The organism is Candidatus Magnetobacterium casense (assembly GCF_000714715.1).
In the GTDB taxonomy this organism is placed as follows: Bacteria; Nitrospirota; Thermodesulfovibrionia; order Thermodesulfovibrionales; family Magnetobacteriaceae; genus Magnetobacterium; species Magnetobacterium casense.
Window position 1 is genome coordinate 16081 of record NZ_JMFO01000030.1, and the last position, 20714, is coordinate 36794.

Annotated in this window: 20 protein-coding genes and 1 pseudogene; 7 read left to right on the forward strand and 14 right to left on the reverse strand. The window is 45.7% G+C overall.

Annotated elements, in window-relative coordinates; translation table 11 throughout:
- Positions 1-30 precede the first annotated feature (30 nt).
- The 11 genes from Mcas_RS13060 to Mcas_RS13115 all read right to left on the reverse strand — a co-directional run bounded on the left by Mcas_RS13060 (position 31) and on the right by Mcas_RS13115 (position 11050).
- A complete protein-coding gene (locus tag Mcas_RS13060) occupies positions 31-318 on the reverse strand; it encodes a hypothetical protein (RefSeq protein WP_040335996.1) in 288 nt (95 codons plus the stop codon).
- Positions 319-612: 294 nt separating this feature from the next.
- Positions 613-1638, reverse strand: a complete 1026-nt coding sequence (locus Mcas_RS13065) for a glycosyltransferase family 4 protein (RefSeq protein ID WP_040335997.1) — start codon at positions 1636-1638, stop codon at positions 613-615.
- A 95-nt stretch (positions 1639-1733) separates the two neighbouring features.
- Positions 1734-3041, reverse strand: a complete 1308-nt coding sequence (locus tag Mcas_RS17005) for a DUF6398 domain-containing protein (protein ID WP_052567443.1) — start codon at positions 3039-3041, stop codon at positions 1734-1736.
- Between the two features lie 66 nt (positions 3042-3107).
- On the reverse strand, positions 3108-5159 hold the full coding sequence (gene pheT / locus Mcas_RS13080; protein ID WP_040335998.1) for a phenylalanine--tRNA ligase subunit beta: 2052 nt from the start codon (positions 5157-5159) through the stop codon (positions 3108-3110).
- A 36-nt stretch (positions 5160-5195) separates the two neighbouring features.
- On the reverse strand, positions 5196-6272 hold the full coding sequence (gene pheS, locus Mcas_RS13085; protein ID WP_040335999.1) for a phenylalanine--tRNA ligase subunit alpha: 1077 nt from the start codon (positions 6270-6272) through the stop codon (positions 5196-5198).
- A gap of 3 nt (positions 6273-6275) precedes the next feature.
- Complete coding sequence (gene rplT, locus Mcas_RS13090) at positions 6276-6635, reverse strand: 50S ribosomal protein L20 (RefSeq protein WP_040336000.1); 360 nt, start codon at positions 6633-6635, stop codon at positions 6276-6278.
- 89 nt (positions 6636-6724) lie between these two features.
- Positions 6725-6922: a 50S ribosomal protein L35 gene (gene rpmI / locus Mcas_RS13095; RefSeq protein ID WP_040336001.1), complete on the reverse strand. Its 198-nt coding sequence runs from the start codon at positions 6920-6922 to the stop codon at positions 6725-6727.
- Between the two features lie 159 nt (positions 6923-7081).
- Complete coding sequence (gene infC, locus Mcas_RS13100; protein ID WP_052567445.1) at positions 7082-7597, reverse strand: translation initiation factor IF-3; 516 nt, start codon at positions 7595-7597, stop codon at positions 7082-7084.
- Positions 7598-9475: a threonine--tRNA ligase gene (gene thrS, locus Mcas_RS13105; protein ID WP_081853864.1), complete on the reverse strand. Its 1878-nt coding sequence runs from the start codon at positions 9473-9475 to the stop codon at positions 7598-7600.
- Between the two features lie 183 nt (positions 9476-9658).
- Positions 9659-10582 (reverse strand): RluA family pseudouridine synthase, encoded by a 924-nt coding sequence (locus Mcas_RS13110; protein ID WP_040336003.1) that lies wholly within the window; start codon positions 10580-10582, stop codon positions 9659-9661.
- 39 nt (positions 10583-10621) lie between these two features.
- On the reverse strand, positions 10622-11050 hold the full coding sequence (locus tag Mcas_RS13115; protein WP_156033370.1) for a hypothetical protein: 429 nt from the start codon (positions 11048-11050) through the stop codon (positions 10622-10624).
- A gap of 419 nt (positions 11051-11469) precedes the next feature.
- Here Mcas_RS13115 and Mcas_RS17010 point away from each other — a divergent pair, with 419 nt between their 5' ends.
- The 7 genes from Mcas_RS17010 to Mcas_RS13145 all read left to right on the forward strand — a co-directional run bounded on the left by Mcas_RS17010 (position 11470) and on the right by Mcas_RS13145 (position 18818).
- The gene (locus tag Mcas_RS17010) at positions 11470-12414 is read left to right on the forward strand and encodes a response regulator (RefSeq protein WP_052567447.1); all 945 of its coding nucleotides are present in this window, start codon (positions 11470-11472) and stop codon (positions 12412-12414) included.
- 11 nt (positions 12415-12425) lie between these two features.
- A complete protein-coding gene (locus Mcas_RS17815; RefSeq protein WP_162176332.1) occupies positions 12426-12764 on the forward strand; it encodes a GGDEF domain-containing protein in 339 nt (112 codons plus the stop codon).
- A gap of 203 nt (positions 12765-12967) precedes the next feature.
- Complete coding sequence (locus tag Mcas_RS17020; protein ID WP_052567451.1) at positions 12968-16654, forward strand: PAS domain-containing sensor histidine kinase; 3687 nt, start codon at positions 12968-12970, stop codon at positions 16652-16654.
- A 268-nt stretch (positions 16655-16922) separates the two neighbouring features.
- The gene (locus Mcas_RS13130) at positions 16923-17426 is read left to right on the forward strand and encodes a Spy/CpxP family protein refolding chaperone (protein ID WP_040336005.1); all 504 of its coding nucleotides are present in this window, start codon (positions 16923-16925) and stop codon (positions 17424-17426) included.
- 62 nt (positions 17427-17488) lie between these two features.
- Positions 17489-18094, forward strand: coding sequence for an RNA polymerase sigma factor (locus Mcas_RS13135; RefSeq protein WP_040336016.1), 606 nt, complete (start codon positions 17489-17491; stop codon positions 18092-18094).
- Between the two features lie 15 nt (positions 18095-18109).
- Positions 18110-18421 carry a hypothetical protein gene (locus tag Mcas_RS13140; protein WP_040336006.1) on the forward strand — a complete coding sequence of 104 codons (312 nt, stop codon included), beginning with the start codon at positions 18110-18112 and terminating at the stop codon, positions 18419-18421.
- A gap of 16 nt (positions 18422-18437) precedes the next feature.
- Positions 18438-18818 (forward strand): hypothetical protein, encoded by a 381-nt coding sequence (locus Mcas_RS13145; protein ID WP_040336007.1) that lies wholly within the window; start codon positions 18438-18440, stop codon positions 18816-18818.
- Between the two features lie 349 nt (positions 18819-19167).
- Here the strand turns inward: Mcas_RS13145 and Mcas_RS13150 are convergent, their stop codons facing one another.
- The 3 genes and pseudogenes from Mcas_RS13150 to Mcas_RS18865 all read right to left on the reverse strand — a co-directional run.
- Positions 19168-19698, reverse strand: a complete 531-nt coding sequence (locus Mcas_RS13150; protein WP_040336008.1) for a Uma2 family endonuclease — start codon at positions 19696-19698, stop codon at positions 19168-19170.
- Between the two features lie 275 nt (positions 19699-19973).
- The gene (locus Mcas_RS18320) at positions 19974-20141 is read right to left on the reverse strand and encodes a hypothetical protein (RefSeq protein WP_156033371.1); all 168 of its coding nucleotides are present in this window, start codon (positions 20139-20141) and stop codon (positions 19974-19976) included.
- 318 nt (positions 20142-20459) lie between these two features.
- A pseudogene (locus Mcas_RS18865) lies at positions 20460-20714 on the reverse strand (hypothetical protein); the annotation flags it as partial.

The following is a 20714-nucleotide window of genomic DNA, read 5'->3' on the forward strand; positions in this document are numbered from 1 at the left end:
ACAATGCCACAGACAGGCAATTGTCAATATTTAGTTCTCTCGTGCCTTAAACACCACCGAGTTGATCTTGTCCATGCGTATTATGGCGTCATAGAAGTCTTTTCCTGCCAACTTTGAGATAGTGACAACCTGTTCGCCAACCGTGGTCACGGTGCCTTCGAGGGTCTCACCGGAGTCCATCTTTAGTATCACGCGTTTGCCTATACGTTCGGTAAGGGTGTCCTTAACCGTGGTCGCCTTATTGTCAGAGGCATATCCCACACCCGACAGCCAGAGAATCAGGCTTAACGCTGTCACCGCTATGAGCTTTGTCTTCATCGTCAACCTCCTCATATTTTTTACCCCTATTATACTATTACACACTCACTTTACGGAAGAACCGATATTTTGGAGACAGGATGACCAATATTGCCATGCGCCAACTATAGATTAAGATAAGTAACCGAGTATAAACATGTAAACATCACCAGCCTTATGGGGTCAAGGGGACTTCTTCGTGCCCGGGGCGGGTGCAACCCGCTGCGACAAGATTGCGCCTCGCCCCTCCCCTTGCGGGGGGTTCTGAAGTGGGGCGGAGGGGGTGGGGCACCCCTGCCACAACCGCCCCTTTCTTTATGGTTCAAACAGCCTCATGATGTGTTCCTCAAAGAGTCTCTTGCATTGGGAGAGCGTGTACTTCTTAACCGTGCTGAACCCGCCGGCAATCAGACTGGACTTCAGACTAACGTTGCCCAAGACTCCCCGCACCCCCTCTGCCAAACAGTCAACGTCCCCGACGGGACATACGACGGCATCCACGCCATGCGTGAGGATGTTCACGGCCTCGGTCGTTACAACCGGCGCTCCACACGCCAACGCCTCAAGCACGAACAACGGCAATCCCTCATGCCGCGACGGATACAACAGGACGTCTGAAGCCGAAAGTATCTTGCGCAAACGATCGGGTGTTACAAAGCCAAACCGCCGCATCTTAAATGGCGTATCCAACTCCTCCCCCACCGACCAAACCGCCAGGGCACCGGAATCAATCTCCGCCTTAAACCGTGCCAACACCCGCAGCCCCAGGTCAAATCCCTTACGGTAATCGCTGCGTCCAAAGACCAGGACAACGGGACGACCATCTTTGAGCGGCATGTACTCCGGATCGGGATAAAACACCTCCGTATCCACACCGTTTGCCACCACGTGGACATTGGCCCTGAAGCGCCTGACAAGCAACTGCCCCAACGCCTCAGACACCGGTATCGCCGCAATCCGCTGCAGGGTCAGACAATAAAAGTACGCCGCCCTGATAAACCACTTCATCGGTGCCCCCTTGTAGTAGGACTCGTCATAGTCCTGGGCAAAGCACACGAGCCGCTTCTTGTTCTTAAACGACAGAAAGAACACCATCATGATGATGTCCGCTATGATGACGTCGTATGACTCGGCGAAGGTCAGCGCCTTGAGTATGGTAACGGCCTTACTCCTGAACCGGGATATCCTGTGTACTTCGGCCTTGACCTCAAAGACGGTGTCCAGGACGTTTGTGGCGATGGTAACGTCGTGTCCCCGACTTACCAGGTAATTGGCATGTTCTACGACCATCTTGTCTCCGCCGCGACTGAGGAGCGAGTGCCTGAAAAAACATATCCTCACAGTGTTCTCATATCCTTGCTTGCATCAGGTGTGATGCGATAAAACAACGGTTTATAAAAAAACGACAGTCTATGCTACCTGCAACGACACTATCGTCAGTTGTTTACGAACCAGGTACAATAGTCATGTATTAACTGATAGTTGGCAGACTTATCACTATCTGCACGGAGCATTGACAGTGGAAGTACGAACTTCTTGTTATCAGCCAATCTCTGTACCTTTACAAGTATACCGTCTTCTATGTTTAACTCTTTCTCTATTTTGATAAACTTAAATGTATCTTTATAAGATGGCCTGGTCTTTTTAAACTTATCATATTCTCTTTTCTTACCGATGCCAAACAGATAGGAGTTTTCCCAGTCAAAGGGGTCCGCTCCGGTAAGTTGAAATGGAGGGGCTATGTTCTTTTCGAGGTAATCGAGGTAACATGTCAGGGTTTCTTCAGAGACCGATATATCCTTGTTGCCAAGTATCTGGCGGATTCTCTTGTCGTGCTCATTGGACTCATTGATGGCGATAGAGTCATCCAGATACCTGTGTATTTCCTCCTGTGCTTCTCTGACGTTATCCATGGTGTCACGTGGTTTGACCTTTTCTATATCACTGATGCGCAGATACATGGACAAGCAGTCCAGGCCTTCCTCCTCGCACCTGTCAATGTAGTCATCAGTCATCGCCCTGAGTGTAAAGCTGTCCCACTGCACATCAACCAGGGGATTGTTCTCATCTACTTCACCGGCGGTCTCATCTGCAAACGCTATCACCCGCCCACACCATCCCTCAATGGGAGAGTCGGCAAAGTCGGGGTCCACGACCCCCTTTCTGACCTTTACGCTGTCACCTACGTTAACCTCAGTCTTCCTGGCGCTGCCGTCCTTTGTCTTGGTCTTTCTTGAGTCTTTCTTGCCTGTCGTTATCTCTACGGGTTTATTGTCAGGTTTGACCTCAAGCTTGACCTCGGGTCTGGTCTCAGACTTGGTTTCGGGCTTGAGAACGGGTTTGGTCTCGGGCTTGAGTTCGGGTTGTTTCAGACACCAGTCCGGGGCATTGTCGGCAATATTGAGCGTTTCTGCAACCATGGCTGATTTACCGATGGCAGTGTTGGCGCTTATATCAAAGTAGTCACAGAGGTCTGAGGCATTTATGTGGAGGGCATGATCGTCCTCAAATAGCCGGTTCACGGAGCACAGGGTATAGATAATTGCACACGCCCACGTGTTTATATGCCCTTTGACAACAGGGGACGGGTCGTTGCAGCACAGTGCGGCAATGGCTGAACGTGCCAGTTGTGCATAGTCGCCATTGAGGTTCTTGTGACAATAGGCATCAGTAAGTTCCGCTATGAGATTATACAGGGCCTCCATCTCCTTTGGTATTTTTTCAGATTTATGAGTCTTATTCATTTGCTATTCCTCTATATCCTTTATATTCTTTGTTGTACGAACATCAGGTGTTATTCTCCAGGTGCCTTACCGCAGGGTGCCATGCGTACTTGTTATAAGGTAATTTACAAGATTGCGGTGCAGTGTGTCAATCTCTGTGTCAGTGAGAGTTCTGTCGGTTGCCCTGTATGTAATGTGAAATGCCAAGCTTTTTTTGTCCTGTGGCAATTTATCCCCTCTGTAGTAGTCAAAGACCTCTACGGATTCCATAAGGTTGTCAGGATATGCCTTTACCAGATTGATTATTGATTCTGCCGTGATGTCGCTATCAACCACCAATGAGATGTCACGTTCAATGAAGGGGTATTTGAACAGGGGGGTGTACATTATTGTCTTAGAGGTGGCATTAAATAGCTCATTCAAGTCCGCCTCCATAACCGCCACCCTTGGAGTGCTCGTCTTGATATCCAGGGTTTTTATAACCTCCGTGGCTAACATGCCCACATAGCCACATGGTTTGTCAGAGTGTTTTAATCGGATGTCCAGAGACAGATCAGGCATCAGAAATGACTCCTCCGATGGTGTCAACTCATATTGGGTTATCAACAAACTGCTTAATATACTCTCTAGTATACCCTTCATACGAAAGAACGTATCTACATCTTCTTTCCAGAGTCTTTTAACATTGCCATAGTAGGCCAGGGCGCCTATTTTGAGTTTCTCTGTCGGGAGCTTGTCAGCGTTATTGAAGAACACGGTGCCGATTTCATAGATATGCACATCCGTCAGACCATGATTTATACTGTAGAGAAAGTTCTGTACCAGCGATGGCACGATGGCTGTCCTCAGCAGGGCCTGGTCTGAGCGCAGGGGGTTTTTTATCACGACACGGTTTTGGGGGTGCCTGGAGGTGGTGAACATATCCAGGGAATCTGAAGATGTGAAGCTATAGTTTATGGTTTCGGTAAAGCCGGCATCTCTGAGTACGTGTTTCAGGAGATCGATGTTTTCCAGGCGCTTGTTTTTCTTGTTCATGGCGATGGACATATTGGGCATTTTGGGGGCTATATTTTCGTAGCCGTACAACCTGGCAATTTCCTCTATGATGTCGGCATCCATTTCGATATCCCCCCTGTATGATGGCGGGGTGAGGGTAAGTCTTCCGTTTTCGCTTTTGACGTCAAAGAGCAGGCGTCTCAATATTGCCTCGACCTCGTCCTGCCCAATGTTTGCGCCAATGATCTTGTTGATTTTGCCGATAGTCAGGGATATCTCACGCGATTTAAATTTCTCCGGATAGGCGTCAATCATCGCTGAGATACCTCCCCCGCACAGCTCTTTGATTAATAGTGCAGCCCTGTCCAGGGCTACGGGGACGCCTTCTATGTCAACGCCCCTTTCAAACCTGTACGAAGACTCGGATTTGAGGTTCAGCGTTTTTGAGGTCTTTCGCACGGAGGCGGGGTTAAAGCAGGCGCTTTCAAGCAATACGCTTGTTGTTGCTTCGGAGACTTCGCAGTGCAGTCCGCCCATGACACCGGCAAGTGCAATGGGGCCTTTCTTGTCGCATATCATTAAGGTTGTCGGGGCGATGGCTCTTTCAACACCGTCTAGGGTGTGAAACCGGACGTCTCTGGAGGGCGTTCTTACGCTGATGACCCTGCCGCTCAACGTGGCCAGATCAAAGGCATGAAGTGGTTGTCCCCTCTCAAGCATGACGTAGTTGGTGATATCCACGACGTTGTTGATGGAGCGCACGCCCGATAATTGGAGGCGTTTTTTAAGCCACTGAGGCGATTCACCTACACGTATACCGCTTATGATACGTCCCGTGTAGCGATAACACAACTCCGGGGTCAGTATCTCCACTGCCATGTCCGGAGCAAACTCATCGGTGACCTGGCCGTGCGTATATCCCTTTAATGCCTGCCCTGTTATTGCGGCCAGCTCTCGTGCGATACCAACAACGCTGAGACAATCGGCCCTGTTTGGTGTTATGTTTATATCCAGCACGATCGCCCCTTCGACGTCATCCACAGACTCGACCTCATGGCCGGACATCGTGAGCATATCGGCAATCTTTGCCGGCTCGTAGGGCAAATCGATAAAATCAGACAGCCATTGTAACGAAAGAAGCATAATGTTATTCCTTAATGCGATATAGTTGTGGTTAATCTAAAACTGCTGTAGAAACCGGAGGTCTCCCTCATAAAACAGTCTTATGTCGTCGATCCCGTACTTCAGCATAGTGATTCGCTCTATTCCCATGCCGAAGGCAAAGCCGCAGTATTGTTCCGTGTTGTATCCGACCATCTGAAAGACCTTTGGGTTGACCATGCCTGCGCCCAGGACTTCAATCCAACCGGTGCCCTTACATATGCGACATCCGGATTGTTTGCAGAAGAAGCATCCGATATCGACTTCGGTTGAGGGTTCGGTGAACGGAAAGAAGCTGGGTCTGAACCTCACCGGCAGGTTTCGGTCAAATACCAGTTGCAGGAAGCCCTCCAGGACGGCCTTGAGATTTGCAAAGGATATATCGGTATCCACGACGAGGCCTTCGATCTGGTGAAACATTGGGGTGTGGGTGACGTCGGAGTCGCAGCGGTAGACCTTGCCGGGGGCGATGAATCTCAGCGGTGGGGTGCTGCGCTGCATCACGCGTATCTGGACCGGGGAGGTGTGTGTGCGTAGCAGCACGTCAGCATCGGTGGTCTGTGCGGCAGGGGCATCGGGGGTGACATTATCCGTGTTGATGTAGAAGGTGTCTTGCATATCCCTGGCCGGGTGGTCCTTGGGCATGTTGAGGGCCTCAAAGTTGTAGTAGTCGGTTTCCGTTTCGGGGCCCTCCTCGATGGCGAATCCCATGGAGACAAATACGTCCACGATCTCCCTCATCACGATGCTCACGGGGTGTCTGCCACCTGCCTTCTTGTAATATCCGGGCAGTGTTATGTCTATTTTGCCGGAGGTAATTTTCCTGCTGATCTCCAGCTTTTTTAGTTCGTCCTCTTTTTCTTTAAGTGTTGCGGTGATGAAGTTTTTGTCTTCATTTATGAGTTTTCCAACGGAGCCACGCACCTCACCGGGCAGTCCCACAAGCGTTTTAAGGGCAGCCGTTACGGAGCCGTTTTTGCCTATATATTTGGCTCTGAGCGTGTTTAACGCAGCCGTGCTTGTCACGAGGTTCAACTCCTCGCAGAAGCGATCCTTAAGTGAGGCGTATGGCGTTAAGTCTTGTCTGGTTTCCACTGTCTATGCTGCGGCGGAGGCCTTTACCGTATTGGCTATTTCGTTGAAGGCGTCCAGGTTGCTGAAGGCCAGTTCGGCCAGCGAGCGTCTGTCAAGCATTATATTGGCTTTCTTCAGGCCGCCCATGAACTGACTGTAGGTCATGCCGATGGCCCTGAGGGCGGCGTTTATTCTGATGATCCACAGTCTTCTGAACTCACGTTTCTTTCTCTTTCTGTCGTTATAGGCATGTAAGAGCGCATGGTCTACGGCCTCGGCTGCCACTCTGTAGAGTCTGCTCTTGCCGCCATAGTAACCACTTGCCTTATCCAGTATCTTTTTTCTCCTGCGTCTTGTCTTAAAGCCGCCTTTTGCTCTGGGCATTTATCAAGTCCTCCTGATTTCTTTAAGTCTTTGTTTTATCGTAATGTCCGTTATCATCCGGTTGTCGTGTTGTATTCTGCCAGTGGAGCTTACAGATAAGGCAGCATTTTTTGTACGGCCTTTTCGTTTGTCTTATCGACGATGGCAGACGTTCTTAACCGGTGTGTTCTTTTTGAGGGTTTACCGGTCAACAGGTGGCTTTTGTATGCCCTGTTTCTTTTGAATTTACCGGTAGCGGTTTTTTTAAACCTCTTTTCGGCCCCTCTGTGGGTCTTTAGTTTCGGCACTGTATCCTCCTAATATTCATTAATAACAGTATTGGGTTGCCTGTAGTACATTATAGTTTAACTGAGGTACCTGTGTTTTGGCAACATAATATTTCCTCAGGCTCCATATTGGCTTCCCTGTGGTGTTTTTTCGCTGAAGTGGCGACATTAACCCTGATGTTACTTGGGGGCAACCACCATAATCATGCTCTTGCCGTCGAGTTTGGGTTTGACCTCTATGTTGTAATTGCCCTGGAGTTTTTCTATTATCTTGTCAAAGACGACCATACCATGTTCGGGTCTGACGATTTCTCTGCCGCGGAAGAACATGGAGACCTTTGCCTTATCGCCTTCGGTGAGGAAGGAGATCAGTTGGTTGATCTTTCTTTCGAGGTCGTGGTCGGATATCCTTGGTCGGATTTTTACCTCTTTGACGTCGATAGTTTTCCGGTGCGTGTGTTTCTTACTCAACTGATATTTGTACTTACCGAAGTCCATGATTCGGCATACCGGGGGGTTGGCTGCCGGGGCGACCTCCACGAGGTCAAGTCCTCGCTCCACAGCGGACCGTATGGCATCTCTGATGTTTACGATGCCAAGTTGTTCACCCTCTACGTCGATTAACCTGATCTGCGGCACCTTGATCTGATCGTTTATTCTAATCTTTTTATTTATAACTTTACCTCCTTGAGATATTTATAGTTTATTATTGATCTCTTTGCTTAAGAAATCAAGTAGTTCTTCTTTGATGCTAAATACGGTGTTTTCGCCGTTTCTTTTTCTGACGGTAAGGGTGGCGGATTGGGCCTCTTTGTCACCAATGAGGGCTGCATAGGGGATTTTTTTGATAGAGGCCTGTCTTATCTTGTAGCCGATTTTTTCGTCACCGAAGTCAGCCTCGACCCTTATGCCGTGTGTTTTGAAGAAGTTGACGAGTTCGTTTGCAAAGTCCTTGTGTCTTTCGGATATGGTCAGGATGGCCAACTGCACCGGTGCAAGCCACAGCGGAAAGGCACCTGCATAGTGTTCGATCAACACGCCGAAGAACCGTTCCAGCGAGCCCATCAGCGCCCTGTGTATCATAATGGGCATGTGATGTTTGTCATCCGAGCCGCGGTAGGAGATGTCGAAACGCTCGGGGTTGTTGAAGTCCACCTGGATGGTGCTGCACTGCCACTGACGGTTCAGTGAGTCCTTGACCTTGATGTCTATTTTGGGGCCATAGAAGACACCCTCGCCGGGGTCGATTTCATACCTGAGTTGTTTTGTGATCAGGGCTTTTTTTAGCGCCTCGGTGGATATCTCCCAGTTTTCGGGGCTTCCGACGAATTTCTCCGGTCTTGTAGACAGATAGACGTCAAACTGTTCAAAGTCAAACGTTTTCAGGATAAACAGTGTGAAATCGAGGACATTGAGGATTTCGTCCTCTATCTGGTCGATACGGCAGAATATGTGTGCGTCGTCCTGCGTAAACCCCCGCACGCGCATCAGCCCGTGCAGCACGCCGGAGCGTTCGTACCTGTAGACCGTACCCAGTTCGGCATAGCGAATGGGCAGGTCCCTGTAACTGCGCAGTGAGCTCTTGTATATGGCCAGGTGGAAGGGGCAGTTCATCGGTTTGATTTCGTAGTCGGCCCCCTCAATTTCCATTGGTGTGTACATGTTTTCCTTGTAGAAGTCGAGGTGTCCGCTTCGCTCCCAGAGGTTGAGTTTTGCTATGTGGGGGGTGTAGAGGATGCTGTAGTTGGCCTTGATGTGCTCATCGCGCCAGAAGTCCTCGATGGTCTTGCGGATCATGGCGCCGTTGGGGTGCCAGAGGATCAGTCCGGGGCCTATTTCTTCGTTGATGCTGAAGAGGTCGAGTTCTTTACCGATCTTGCGATGGTCGCGTTTTTTGACCTCCTCAAGGAAGTCCAGATACTCCTTGAGCTGTGATTCGTTGGCAAATGCGGTGCCGTAGACCCTCTGGAGCATCTTGTTGTTTTCGTTGCCACGCCAGTATGCCCCTGCCGTCTTTAGCAGCTTGAATGCGGCGATTACCCCGGTGGATGGCACGTGCGGGCCGCGGCAGAGGTCTACAAAACCGCCTTCCTCGTAGAGGCTCACGGTGTCGTCCGCTATCTCATCTATGATTTCGACCTTGTAGGTCTCGCCCATATCCTTGAAGAGTCGTATGGCCTCGTCTTTGGCGACAACCTTTCTGACAAACTTGTTATTGCGTTTTATTATCTGACTCATCTTTTTTTCTATCTTGATGAGGTCTTCCGGTGTAAACGGATTTTCCATGTCAAAGTCGTAGTAGAAGCCGTCTTCGGTGGAAGGTCCGATGGTCACCTTTGCCTGAGGGAATAGCTCCTTGACTGCATGGGCCATTATGTGTGAGGCGCTATGACGATAGATGCTCAGTCCCTGGGATGATTCCACCGTTACCGGTACAATTTCTTGTTCCGGGGTCTCTTGTGCGATCGTTTCTGTAGCGCTTATATCATAGTATCTATCGCCTGCCTGTATGGCGACAGGTTTTGTTTGCTTTGCGCTCTGTACTTTTGCTGCCTGCTCTTGTTGTTGCCCCAATATAGTGTATCCCCCTTATTGTTATTTATCTGCACTTTTATTATTATATCATATCTCAATAAATTTTGCGAATTATTTTGGACGCTGTCAATGTTTCGGGCAACGTACCCGGCAAAGTTATTATGCTGCAACGCTGAATCAGGGGTTACAGGAGTCTGACCATTGCGGCTATTACGCCGGCCTTCAGATTTTTAATTGCACTATGACCTCTGCCATGTCGGGGGGCAGTTGACTCTTAAACTCCATGTACTGTTGCGTAATTGGATGCACAAAGCCAAGCACACGAGCGTGCAACATCTGCCGTGGGATGAGGAGCTTGCGGTTGTCTATCTGCAGGGAGGTCTTTTTTCCGTAGATGTCATCGCCCAGGACGGGGTGGCCGATGGCGGCAAAGTGTACCCTTATCTGGTGCGTTCTGCCCGTTAGGAGCGTTGCCTCTATGAGGGAGGCACAGCGTAGTTCCCGGATGAGACGCCACCTCGTTATAGCGGTTTTGGAGCGTTTTGTGCGTGTTGACATCTTTTTCCTGTCTGCATCGCTGCGTCCTATTGGGAGGTTGATCTCACCTTCGGTCTTGTTTGGTTTGCCATAGAGGAGGGTTATGTAGCTCCTCTTGATGGTTCTATCCTTGAACTGTGTTACCAAACCATAGTATGCCGCATCATTGAGGGCAACGACCACCAGTCCCGAAGTGTCCCTGTCGATCCTATGGACGATGCCAGGACGCAGCGGACCTCCAATGGTGGCCAAAGAGCCTACCTTACTTGCAATGCCGTTTATCAGGCTGCCCTCCTGGTGCCCTGCCCCGGGATACATGACCATCTGCGGAGGCTTGTCAACTACTATTAGGCTGTTATCCTGGTAGACCACATCAAAGTCCAACTCCTGAGCAATGAGTTGCTGCTGCTGTGGCAACGACGCCCTGAGCGTCACTTCGATTACGTCGGCAGGTTTTATCTTGTAGCCCTGCTTTTTGACTATACCATTGACTGTTATCAGGCCATCCTTGATCGCTCCCTCTACCTGACAGCGACTGCTTGACGTCCTGACCGCAAGGAACTGGTCCAATCGCTGATTGACTTCGGCAGGCTCTACTATGACTCTCATATGAAAAAACGCACAAGAGGGAACACTGACACGCCCTTTTTAGTACGTGAGCAGCTCTTTCAGGTTGGCAACTGCCTGGATCACGGCTCCGAGTTTATGCAGTATCCTGTGGATGAATTCTTTTTTGCTGAGTATGTTTAACACTTTGATAAATGTCAGCTTGGTTGTCAGGACATAGTTGTCGTCCCTGGACAATTGGCATAAGATGTGTATACCATCCGGCCCCAGTTTCTCAATGGCGTTGAGGAAGTCCTTATTTCCTTCCGACATCGCTACCAATGACTCCAAACACTCGGGCGTCAGGGTTGATTTAGAGACAATCGTCAGACTCTCCTTCATCCTTTCATCGACATTGGGGATGACAAACGTCTTTTCATCGACATTGGGGATGACGACCTTGTCTGCTTCTTCCACAACAATCCCTGCATCCCGTCTTCTTCTCTTACGTCTTTCCGATTTGCTTGACATTGATATCTTTTAATATAGCAAAGCGTGGCAGAGTATGTCAATGAACACAAATTTTATTTAAAAAAAAGCGGTAGTCCTGCACAAGTAGAGATGATCGTAAATTTACCACCCTCCCCTAACCCCTCCCATAAAGGGATGGGGATGGCAATATCACTATCACTGCAGGACTACCTAAGTCGTTAGGGGTAACTCGGATTAAAACATCCCTGATAACGTATTCACTAGGAACTATGTATTGTCCTTTGGTATAGCGACAACCAAAACGACTCCTGGCTTTATTGCCAAGGTCTTTGGCCCAATTGTAGATAGCTCTGTATCCACGCATTCCACAAAGTATGGCTCCTGCCGAGATGGCCAAACCAGAATAAATTCACCGTGTTGACTGACTCAGCTTTATTGTGCTACCATAAATAAATATTATGGCGAGGGTTGAGCTGATTGATAGTAAGTCTGAGGATATTCTCAAAGACACAGTCCTCCTGTATGTTGAAGATGATAAGGAGATAAACAGACAGCTTTCCTTTTTTCTAAGAAAGCGTGTGAAAATGCTCTTTAGCGCCTTTGATGGTCAGGAGGGACTTGATATATTTAAGGTACAAGCCCCCGACGTTGTTGTTACGGACATAAGAATGCCTCGCATGGATGGTATCCAGATGGCAATACACATCAAGGAAATAAGCCCGGATGCGAAGATAATTATCACGACGGCCTTTAATGATGAAGAGCATTTCATTCAGGCCATAGATGCCCAGATAGACAGTTTTATTAAAAAACCGGTAGACCCGCGTAAACTTGTTGAAACGATAGCAAAACTTGCAAACGTATCTCTCCAGCAAAGAGAGATTCATGAAAAAAACAAACTCATTAACTTTACACTCAACTCGTTACCGAATTTTATACTTACAATGAGGGATGGTAAAATTGAACTTGCAAACTCAACTTTTTTGAGTTTTTTACACTGCAGTTCACTGAAAGAATTTCATAACAAGTATAAATCGTTGGAAGATATTATATCCCTGGATACAAAGCATTGCAATACATCTGAAGGATGCATTAAGTTAATAAATTATCTGCAAAAACACAGCGAAGAGGATGTAATAGTTTCCGTAAATACATCCGGCGATAGCTGTGTATCCAAGTCGTATATACTGAAACATGCCCATCTTCCGGAAAGTAAAACATACATTTTTTCATTAACTGATGTGGATAGCTCTGAAAGTAAAAGAAGAGAAATGGAAATTACAAACGTAACAGATGAGTTGACAGGTTTATATAATAAGAGATATTTTAACCAAACACTATCACTAAATGTAAATAACAGAAAGCGATATGAGTATCCTCTCTCCCTTATTTTTTTGATATAGATCATTTTAAGGTGGTCAACGATAAATATGGTCATCTTTTAGGAGACTGCGTTTTAAGGGAGCTTGCTAAACTTGTATCCGGCCAGACGCGTAGCCAGGATGTGCTGGCAAGGTGGGGCGGGGAGGAGTTTGTTCTTCTTATGCCGCATATTGATTTGGATGCTGCTGTTGAAATTGCACAACGCCTGCGAATAAATATTGAAAGTCAAGACATTTGTGATATCAGGATTACAAGCAGCTTCGGTGTAGTCGCATATATAGAAGGCGAGATGGACAACGATCTCTTAAACCGTGCAGATGCACTCCTCTATGAGGCCAAACGCTCCGGTAGAAACAAGGTCTGTTTTTGAGTAAATGTTAAATGTAACTATAAAAAAATGGTATCCTCTAAAAAAGGCATGGTAATTTTTATTTTGTGGTTTAGAGATATGGATTCCCGCTTTCGCGGGAATGACAGTTATAGCCGTTTTAGCAAATTTGTCATTCCTGTGTAAACAGGAATCCAGAAAACGTAAAAGCATAGTTGTCGTGAAATATAAAGAGGATACAAAAAATGAATAAATGGGTACCGTTTATCGGTATTATCAGATATCTTCATAGCCGTACCTCTCTTACAATCAAAGCATTTGTCTTTTCACTCGTGACAGGGTTAGCCATATGGTTTGTCATGGACTATATGCACAACAAAAGAGTAGAAGAACAATATATGAATCAGACATATGAGAGAATGAAAGTTGAGACGGAAGAGGATATGGAAAGGTTTGTCGCTAGCATGAAGCGCCTTGAAATATTTACTAAGCTTATCAAAAACACGACTTCTTTTATTGATTATATTGATAAAGAGGAGGTAGAATCCATGTTAGCGTTGCAGTATATAATGCTGACTGATCCAAAAGGACGGATAATAAAAAGTCTTGATAAAGTTGAAAAGCCCGCTATTTCTGCTTTAGTTGAACAGGTATCCAGGTATGCCATACTTGATAAGCTATTTGTAACCAGGATAAGCAATGAGCCTTTTTTAATATTAAAAAAACGAGTAATTGATAAAACAGGCGCTCTCTTTGGTTACGTGATATTATTATCCAGGATAGATAATAATACCATGAAAAAATCATATATAATACATCCCCATGACAGTATTCATGCGCTGGAGGATGAAGATAGTTCAACAATTGTAGCGTCAAGTCAACCTGATATATTGCCGGCAGGTATAAACGTGAACAAACTTTACGATTACATTATCATACGTAAATCGTTGTCTGATATCTCACAGGGTGGTATAAAGCTCGCCTTTTTGTCCATCAAGCACAAAAGCGTCATAAACAATGCCCTGAAGGACATTGTTGCCAGAAACAGAAAGCAGATAGCCTTGACTGCCACAGCTTTTATATTGTTTTTTTCATTGTTTACGTATACATTTTCCAGATTAATCCATAAAATAGCCTTGCTAATAAGTCAAATGTCAAAAGAATGCCTTGGAATTGAACTGTACGTATATCATAAGGGTGACGAGCTGATATTTATAACCTCCCAGATAAAACAACTGTTTATCGACATGAACGGTATGTGCAATTCTTTGCAGATTGCATCCAACAAGGCTATGAAATTCTACCAAATAGTACAGCAAAGCCCTGCCAGTATAATAATAACCGATACAGAGGCTAATATAGAGTATGTAAACCCTAAATTCACGGAAATATCAGGGTACGCCGTTGAAGATATTATCGGAAAAAGACCATGTATGTTGAAATCAGGTATACATACAAGAAAATTCTATACTAAGTTGTGGGCGACAATCCTATCTGGAAAAACATGGCAAGGAGAGTTTTTCAACAAGAAAAAAAATGGGGAATTTTACTGGGAATTGTCACTGATATTCCCACTGATTGATGATGAAGGCAAGATTATAAATTATATCGCAATAAAGGAGGATATAACATCGAGAAAACACCTGGAACGTGAAATAGAACTATATAAAAACCACCTTGAGGATTTGGTCGCTGAACGTACGCTCCAGTTGATAGACAGAGAGACTGAACTAACAAACAGCAAAAATACCCTCTTGGCGCTGATGAACTCCATTACAGAGTCTGTTATGCTGATAGCTAAAGATGGCATTATTCTGACAATAAATGAATCAGGGGCAAACAGGTTTGGTAATACACCACATGATATGATTGGTAAAAACATCTTTGACTTTCTCCCTCATGATGTATCACAAAATAGAAGGCAACAAATAAACAGGATAATAAATGAAGGAGTCTCCATCGAGTATGAAGATACACGTGCTGGTTATCACTTTAGCCATAACCTCTATCCGACATTTGATAAACAAGGCAACGTTACCAGCATCGCCATATTTGCCATTGATGTTACAGAAAGAAACAGACAGGAGAGAAGGGCGTTACTCTTTCTGCAGGCGGTAGAGGCTACCTTGGATGGTATCAATTTAGCAGACCTTGAGGGCAGGGTGTTTTATTCAAATAAAGCAGCGGCAGACATGCTGGGTTACAGCGTTGATGAAATTATAGGTATGAGCACGAGTGATTTTAACGATGACCCAATGATTGAAGAACAAGCAATAATACCGGCTGTTTTGAAAGAAGGTAGTTGGGGCGGCGAATTGAAGGCTAAAAGAAAAGATGGCACAATAATTACTATATGGCTTAGTGTAAGTCCAATAAAGGATAACAACGGAGATATAATATATACCGTTGGAGTGTCCAGAGATATAACATCACAAAAACTCTACGAGGAAACATTAAAGCAATATGAAGATATAGTTTCAGTCACCAGCGAACACATCTCTATAGTTGATAGAGATTATGTATACAAGACTGTTAATAAAACGTACCTGGCTGCCCACAAACGCACTAAAGGCGAAATTGTAGGTCATTCTGTTGAGGAACTTTTTGGAAGCAAGGTGTTTCATGACATAATAAAACCCAAACTTGATAAGTGTCTCTCCGGAGAAGTTGTCAACTATCAGACCTGGCTTGATTTCGCATATATAGGTAGAAGGTATATGGATGCATACTACCACCCTTATTATAACTCACATGGTGTCATTACAGGTGTCGTAGTAAGTGGAAGGGATATAACAGACAAAAAGCAAGCCGAGGATGACCTTAAAAATATTGCCAGATTCCCTGCCGAAAACCCAAATCCTGTCTTGCGAGTAGACGGAGACGCCAAGATTATTTACAGCAATCAATCGGGAGTAGAATTTTTAAACAAATGGGGCATCACAGATACCTTACCACCATATATGCACAGTGCCATTGAGATGGCCATTGAAAACGGGGTATCTGATGATATCGAGATCACCGTTTCAGACGGCACCACCTTCCTTTTCTCTGTGGTACCGATTAAGGAGTCCGGTTATGTCAATCTGTATGGCAGGGAGATAACAAAACTGAAAAATACTGAAGCGATATTAAAGTTGCAACAGGAGGAGATAAGAAAGATTAATCTTGATCTCGAGCAAAAAATCAAAGAAGAAGTTAGCAAAAACAGACAAAAAGATATTATTATGTTTCAACAGTCCAGATTGGCGTCTATGGGCGAAATGGTAAATTACATAGCGCACCAGTGGAGACAACCATTAAATGCGCTCAACATCATGTTATTTAACATTGAAGATGCATGTAATAACAGTGAAAATGATTCAGCTTTAATGAATAATCTGTTGGCAGACGCAAAAGTTATTATATCCAATATGTCGACAACTATAGATGACTTCAGAAATTTCTTCAGACAAACTAAAGACAAGGTACCGTTTTGCCTGAGCAGCATTATCCAGGAAACACTTACTCTTGTTGACTCAAGTTTTAAGTTTCATAATATTGAGGTTGAACTTACTTATAATGACAAGATTTATATAACCGGCCTTGCCAATGAATATTCACAGGTAATCTTAAATGTCATTAATAACGCCAAGGATGCAATTCTGGAAAGAGATATACATGAAGGAAAAATAACGATTGATTGCTATGAAGACAACAACAATGCAGTGGTTACCATAACAGACAACGCCGGAGGTATTCCCGCTGATATTATAAACAGAATATTCGAGCCATACTTTACAACCAAGACGGAAGGTAAGGGCACTGGCATAGGGCTTTACATGTCAAAAACCATAATAGAAGAACACATGAATGGTTCAATAACTGCCACAAATACCTCAGATGGTGCCAGATTTACCATCACAACTCCCAAAAGTATACCGGTAGCGCCATAATCAACCTGGGGTAGCTGAATTTCTCGTGCGATACAAATAAAGAAACGGGCGGCTCCGCCCCCCTTTAGAACCCCCTGCATATGAGGCCAGCCCCCTTGACCCCTTTATAGGCATTGTTGTTAGCACTTGTTAACCGCGAAAATTTTATTCACCCACCAAAAATCCCCTGTAACCTTTTCCTAACCTCCGGCGACTACTAAATCAAGAAGGCGGACATGAAGCCGGCAGTGGCTGCCTCAAAAAAAAAACCATTTAGGAGGACACACAGATGTTAGTAAGAAGGACACTCAGGACGATCGTGGTAGCAATGGTGTTGACGTTGGCCGTCAGCACGACACTGATGGCGGAGGTAGGCGGCGGACTTAAGGGTTCCGGTAGCGGGGATGCACAGCACATCATACTCAGGGCGCTGGTTGGAGTCAACCTCACGGATGCGCAGAAGACGGCAATTGCCGGTATTCTCAAGGGCTACAAGGATGCCCTGCAAAAGGACATTAAGGAAGTGGTCGATGCCAAAACGCAACTGCTTGACGCCATCCACTCCGACAGCTACAACGAAGCCAAGGTTCGGGCACAGTCAAGGCTCCTGGCAAGCAAGGAAGAGGAATTGGCCGTATTGCGGGCAAAGATAGTCAGCGAGGTCAACGCTGTACTAACAACCGAACAAAAGGCTATACTTGAACAGGCAAAGGAAGATTTTGCCGCCATGATTAAGGCAAAGATCGAGCGTATCCTGAACCTGATCAACACCTGGATCGGTAAGCACAGCTAAGACAGCGGGGGCGTCTGCCAGATATTCAGATGGCCTGGGGCGCCCCCGTAAACAAAAAAATTATGAACAGCAACGAAAATGATAATACATGCCACAGTGACGAAGACGTCATAGCCTCCATACTTGGTGGTACAACGGATGACTTTGAGATTATACTAAGGCGTTATGAGAAATATGTATTTGCCATTGTGATTAAACACGTACCATATGAGAGCAGCCATGAGGTGGCACACGAGGTCTTTATTAAGATATACTATAGTTTGGGTTCGTTTAAGGGCAAGACGCCGTTTAAGCACTTTGTGGCAACCATAGCGGTGCGAACCTGCTACGACTACTGGCGTGAGCATTATCGGTCGATGGAGGCTCCCATGAGCAGTCTAACGCAGGAGCACAGCAATTGGTGTGAGTCGATCATAGCGGAGGAGTCCCTTGAGACCTTCAGACGGCAACGGGACACCAAGGAGGCACAGGAGGTGCTCCGGTGGGCACTGAGCGTTATGAGTGCGCAGGAGAGGATGGTGCTGACCCTCATCCACCTCGAAGGACTCTCCGTCAAGGAGGCCGCTGAACTGTTGGGCTGGAGCGCCATCAATGTCAAGGTCAGGGCACACAGGGCAAGGGCAAAGCTCAGAAAACAGATACTTAAGCTGATCAACATTAAAGGATAAAAACGGTGGTGAGAGATGACAAGAGACAACGACGATAAGATAAAAAAGATAGAACAGGCGCTCATAGATTCCTTCCGTGTCGGACGTGAGACGTCAATTGATCCGAGGTGGCGTGACAACGTCATGCGGGATATCAGGGGACTTGAGGTGGACAGGGGCACGCCATCGGAGGCGTTTCTCTGGCGATTTGTGACGGCCTCCTGCTGCATAGCCGTGGTATCGTGTCTGGTTGCAGCAGGCGTTGGTATCAACCCACAGGACAGCCTGGCAAGTCTCCTGATAGGCGACCCGCTTGGGCTTATCACCACGCAGGTATTTGTATGGTAACTTCAGGAGGACGGTTATGAAAAGGTGGAAATTTACGACGGCGCTTATCCTGGTGTTTATCTCCGGATTACTGACTGGGGCGGTGCTCACCGGGCTTTATATAAAGCAAAGCATGGTAAAGGTGATCCACGGAGGACCCCCGGCAATCAAGAAGATCATCGTCAAGCGTCTGGATGAAAAGCTCAATCTCACCCAACAGCAGAGGGTTGAGGTCGAGAGGATTGTCGCTCAGACTCAGGGTGAAATACTAAAACTGAGGCAGAAGAATCAACCCGAAATAGAACGCATCATAGAATCCGGCATAACCAACATGAAGGCATCCCTCACCCCCGAACAGCAAAAAACCCTTGAGGCAATGTACAAGACCATCAAAGACAGATGGCATATAAAAGAGTAAGACTATTTCTCAGGGTAGCACCACAATCAATCGTGGTTGTCAGGATTTAAGCCGCTTTTATGCCTTACACGTATGGCATAAGCAGAAGAGTATAAGTAGCTATAACAACAGAAGAAAAGAAGGAGGGCGGTTCCGCCCCCTCCTCAGACCTCCCCCGCAAGGGGACCAGTCCCCTTGACCCCATTATTCTTAACCCTAATGTTCTAAACATTTATGCTCCGTTATTTATTACCGTGCTTGAGTAATGTGACCACGTTTGAATGGAGTGCTACCGAACTCCCGCTCGTTGGATTTAAAGTCTGTCATATAGAGCCAAAGGTTGGCTCATCCGGTAAAAGATTCTCTATCCCTAAAAAGAGAAGTCACCAAACACGTCCTTAATGTCTATCTCCAGCCCTTCAATGACCTTGGACTTGACGATCACCTCTCCCTCTGATGTGGAAAAAAGCTCGTATACGCCCCCTTCGATAGTAAATACTTCAATGGTCTCAAATTCAGGAAGGACTATCCAAAACTCAGGCACTTTATAGCGTTCGTATATTTTTTTCTTGGTAACAGTGTCTTTAGTAACTGACCCCTTGGAGACTATCTCACAAACCATATCGGGCACACCCCGTATCCAGTCCTGAAAGATGCCTATATTCTCTTTTCTGATAAACAAGATATCAGGCTGTAATCTTTGTTCACCTTCTTTAAGGATAACGTCAAGCGGGGAATAAAAAACCTTACCTGTCTTAGTCTTTTTTATGTGCTGACGTATAAGGTCGTATAAATTACTGCTAATATCCTGATGCTTTCCAAACGGACTAGGCCCCATAACTTCCACCCCATTGATAATCTCTGTCAGATCAAAGTCTCTCTCTAATGTTTGTGTATCCATGTAGGTATTGTAGCATAAGGGGTTGTGTTTTAGCATCTTGGTAGAACAAGAGGGTGCATAAGTCTTTCGGAGGTACTATGGAGACATTTTTTTACTATTTTTTCTAATCAGGCATTTAACGCTGTTTTTGGAAATGGACCCCCGTTCCCTGTTCAAGCCAGGGACATGTTTCACGGGAATGACAATAAACGGTATTTTGCGCCCATCTGTGTCATTCCTGCGCAACAGGAATCCATTACCCACTACTTTTTTTATGCACCCCTACAGCGTTTCCATTACCAGGTAATGCCCATAGATCGTAGTTTTCCTTGTGCGTCTTTATCCCCAAGTCGTGCCGCTATTTTCCAGTATGCGATAGCCATACCATAGTTTCCTTTTTTAATCCATTCAAGACCACTATTAACATATGCCTCTGCATTTTTAAAGAAATCAAAAAATCCCATTAGTAGATTCTTAACTTACTCTATTAAATGCCTCTTCTCTGCTATGATTAAAATAATAGTTGCTGGTAAGTACCTACCCATAAGTAATTATAAGTACCTGGACAAAAGTTTTTATATAAAGAGCCTCTTGCAAAAAGAAATCAAAAATCCCTACAAATATCTACTCTCTCATCTTTAATGAGGTCTAAATTTTATTCACTCACATAAAAATCTCCAAATCTTCTATTTTATCGGACATAATTGCCAATTTGTTCTGATTTTAGACGCATTTCTCCCTCATAATGCTAAAACAACCTTTTTTTAGGTATCTTTTATCGTTTAGGTTATCAGTTTTAACATTTGATCGGCAAATAAGACAACAATTCCGATCATCAAGTGCATCTTTACTTTCATGCTTCCCCTTACCAAAACATTATTTCCACCAAATTCGGTCTTCAATCTACCATTGACTCTTTCGATTGTAGTACGTTCATTATATCTTATAGCCTCTGCAGTGGACATTGGTAAAACGCTGCCACGGCGAGGATTTTTGCTATTATTGGTACATGTCCAAGATTTTTGCTTGTATCGTAT

What these genes read in the sequence shown, in the direction of transcription:
- Mcas_RS13060 (WP_040335996.1), bottom strand. Translation starts at nt 318, where the DNA reads ATGAAGACAAAGCTCATAGCGGTGACAGCGTTAAGCCTGATTCTCTGG.
- Mcas_RS17005 (WP_052567443.1), bottom strand. Translation starts at nt 3,041, where the DNA reads ATGAATAAGACTCATAAATCTGAAAAAATACCAAAGGAGATGGAGGCC.
- pheT (WP_040335998.1), bottom strand. Translation starts at nt 5,159, where the DNA reads ATGCTTCTTTCGTTACAATGGCTGTCTGATTTTATCGATTTGCCCTAC.
- rplT (WP_040336000.1), bottom strand. Translation starts at nt 6,635, where the DNA reads ATGCCCAGAGCAAAAGGCGGCTTTAAGACAAGACGCAGGAGAAAAAAG.
- Mcas_RS13110 (WP_040336003.1), bottom strand. Translation starts at nt 10,582, where the DNA reads ATGAGAGTCATAGTAGAGCCTGCCGAAGTCAATCAGCGATTGGACCAG.
- Mcas_RS13115 (WP_156033370.1), bottom strand. Translation starts at nt 11,050, where the DNA reads ATGTCAAGCAAATCGGAAAGACGTAAGAGAAGAAGACGGGATGCAGGG.
- Mcas_RS17010 (WP_052567447.1), top strand. Translation starts at nt 11,470, where the DNA reads ATGGCGAGGGTTGAGCTGATTGATAGTAAGTCTGAGGATATTCTCAAA.
- Mcas_RS17020 (WP_052567451.1), top strand. Translation starts at nt 12,968, where the DNA reads ATGAATAAATGGGTACCGTTTATCGGTATTATCAGATATCTTCATAGC.
- Mcas_RS13130 (WP_040336005.1), top strand. Translation starts at nt 16,923, where the DNA reads ATGTTAGTAAGAAGGACACTCAGGACGATCGTGGTAGCAATGGTGTTG.
- Mcas_RS13135 (WP_040336016.1), top strand. Translation starts at nt 17,489, where the DNA reads ATGAACAGCAACGAAAATGATAATACATGCCACAGTGACGAAGACGTC.
- Mcas_RS13140 (WP_040336006.1), top strand. Translation starts at nt 18,110, where the DNA reads ATGACAAGAGACAACGACGATAAGATAAAAAAGATAGAACAGGCGCTC.
- Mcas_RS13145 (WP_040336007.1), top strand. Translation starts at nt 18,438, where the DNA reads ATGAAAAGGTGGAAATTTACGACGGCGCTTATCCTGGTGTTTATCTCC.
- Mcas_RS13150 (WP_040336008.1), bottom strand. Translation starts at nt 19,698, where the DNA reads ATGGATACACAAACATTAGAGAGAGACTTTGATCTGACAGAGATTATC.
- Mcas_RS18320 (WP_156033371.1), bottom strand. Translation starts at nt 20,141, where the DNA reads ATGGGATTTTTTGATTTCTTTAAAAATGCAGAGGCATATGTTAATAGT.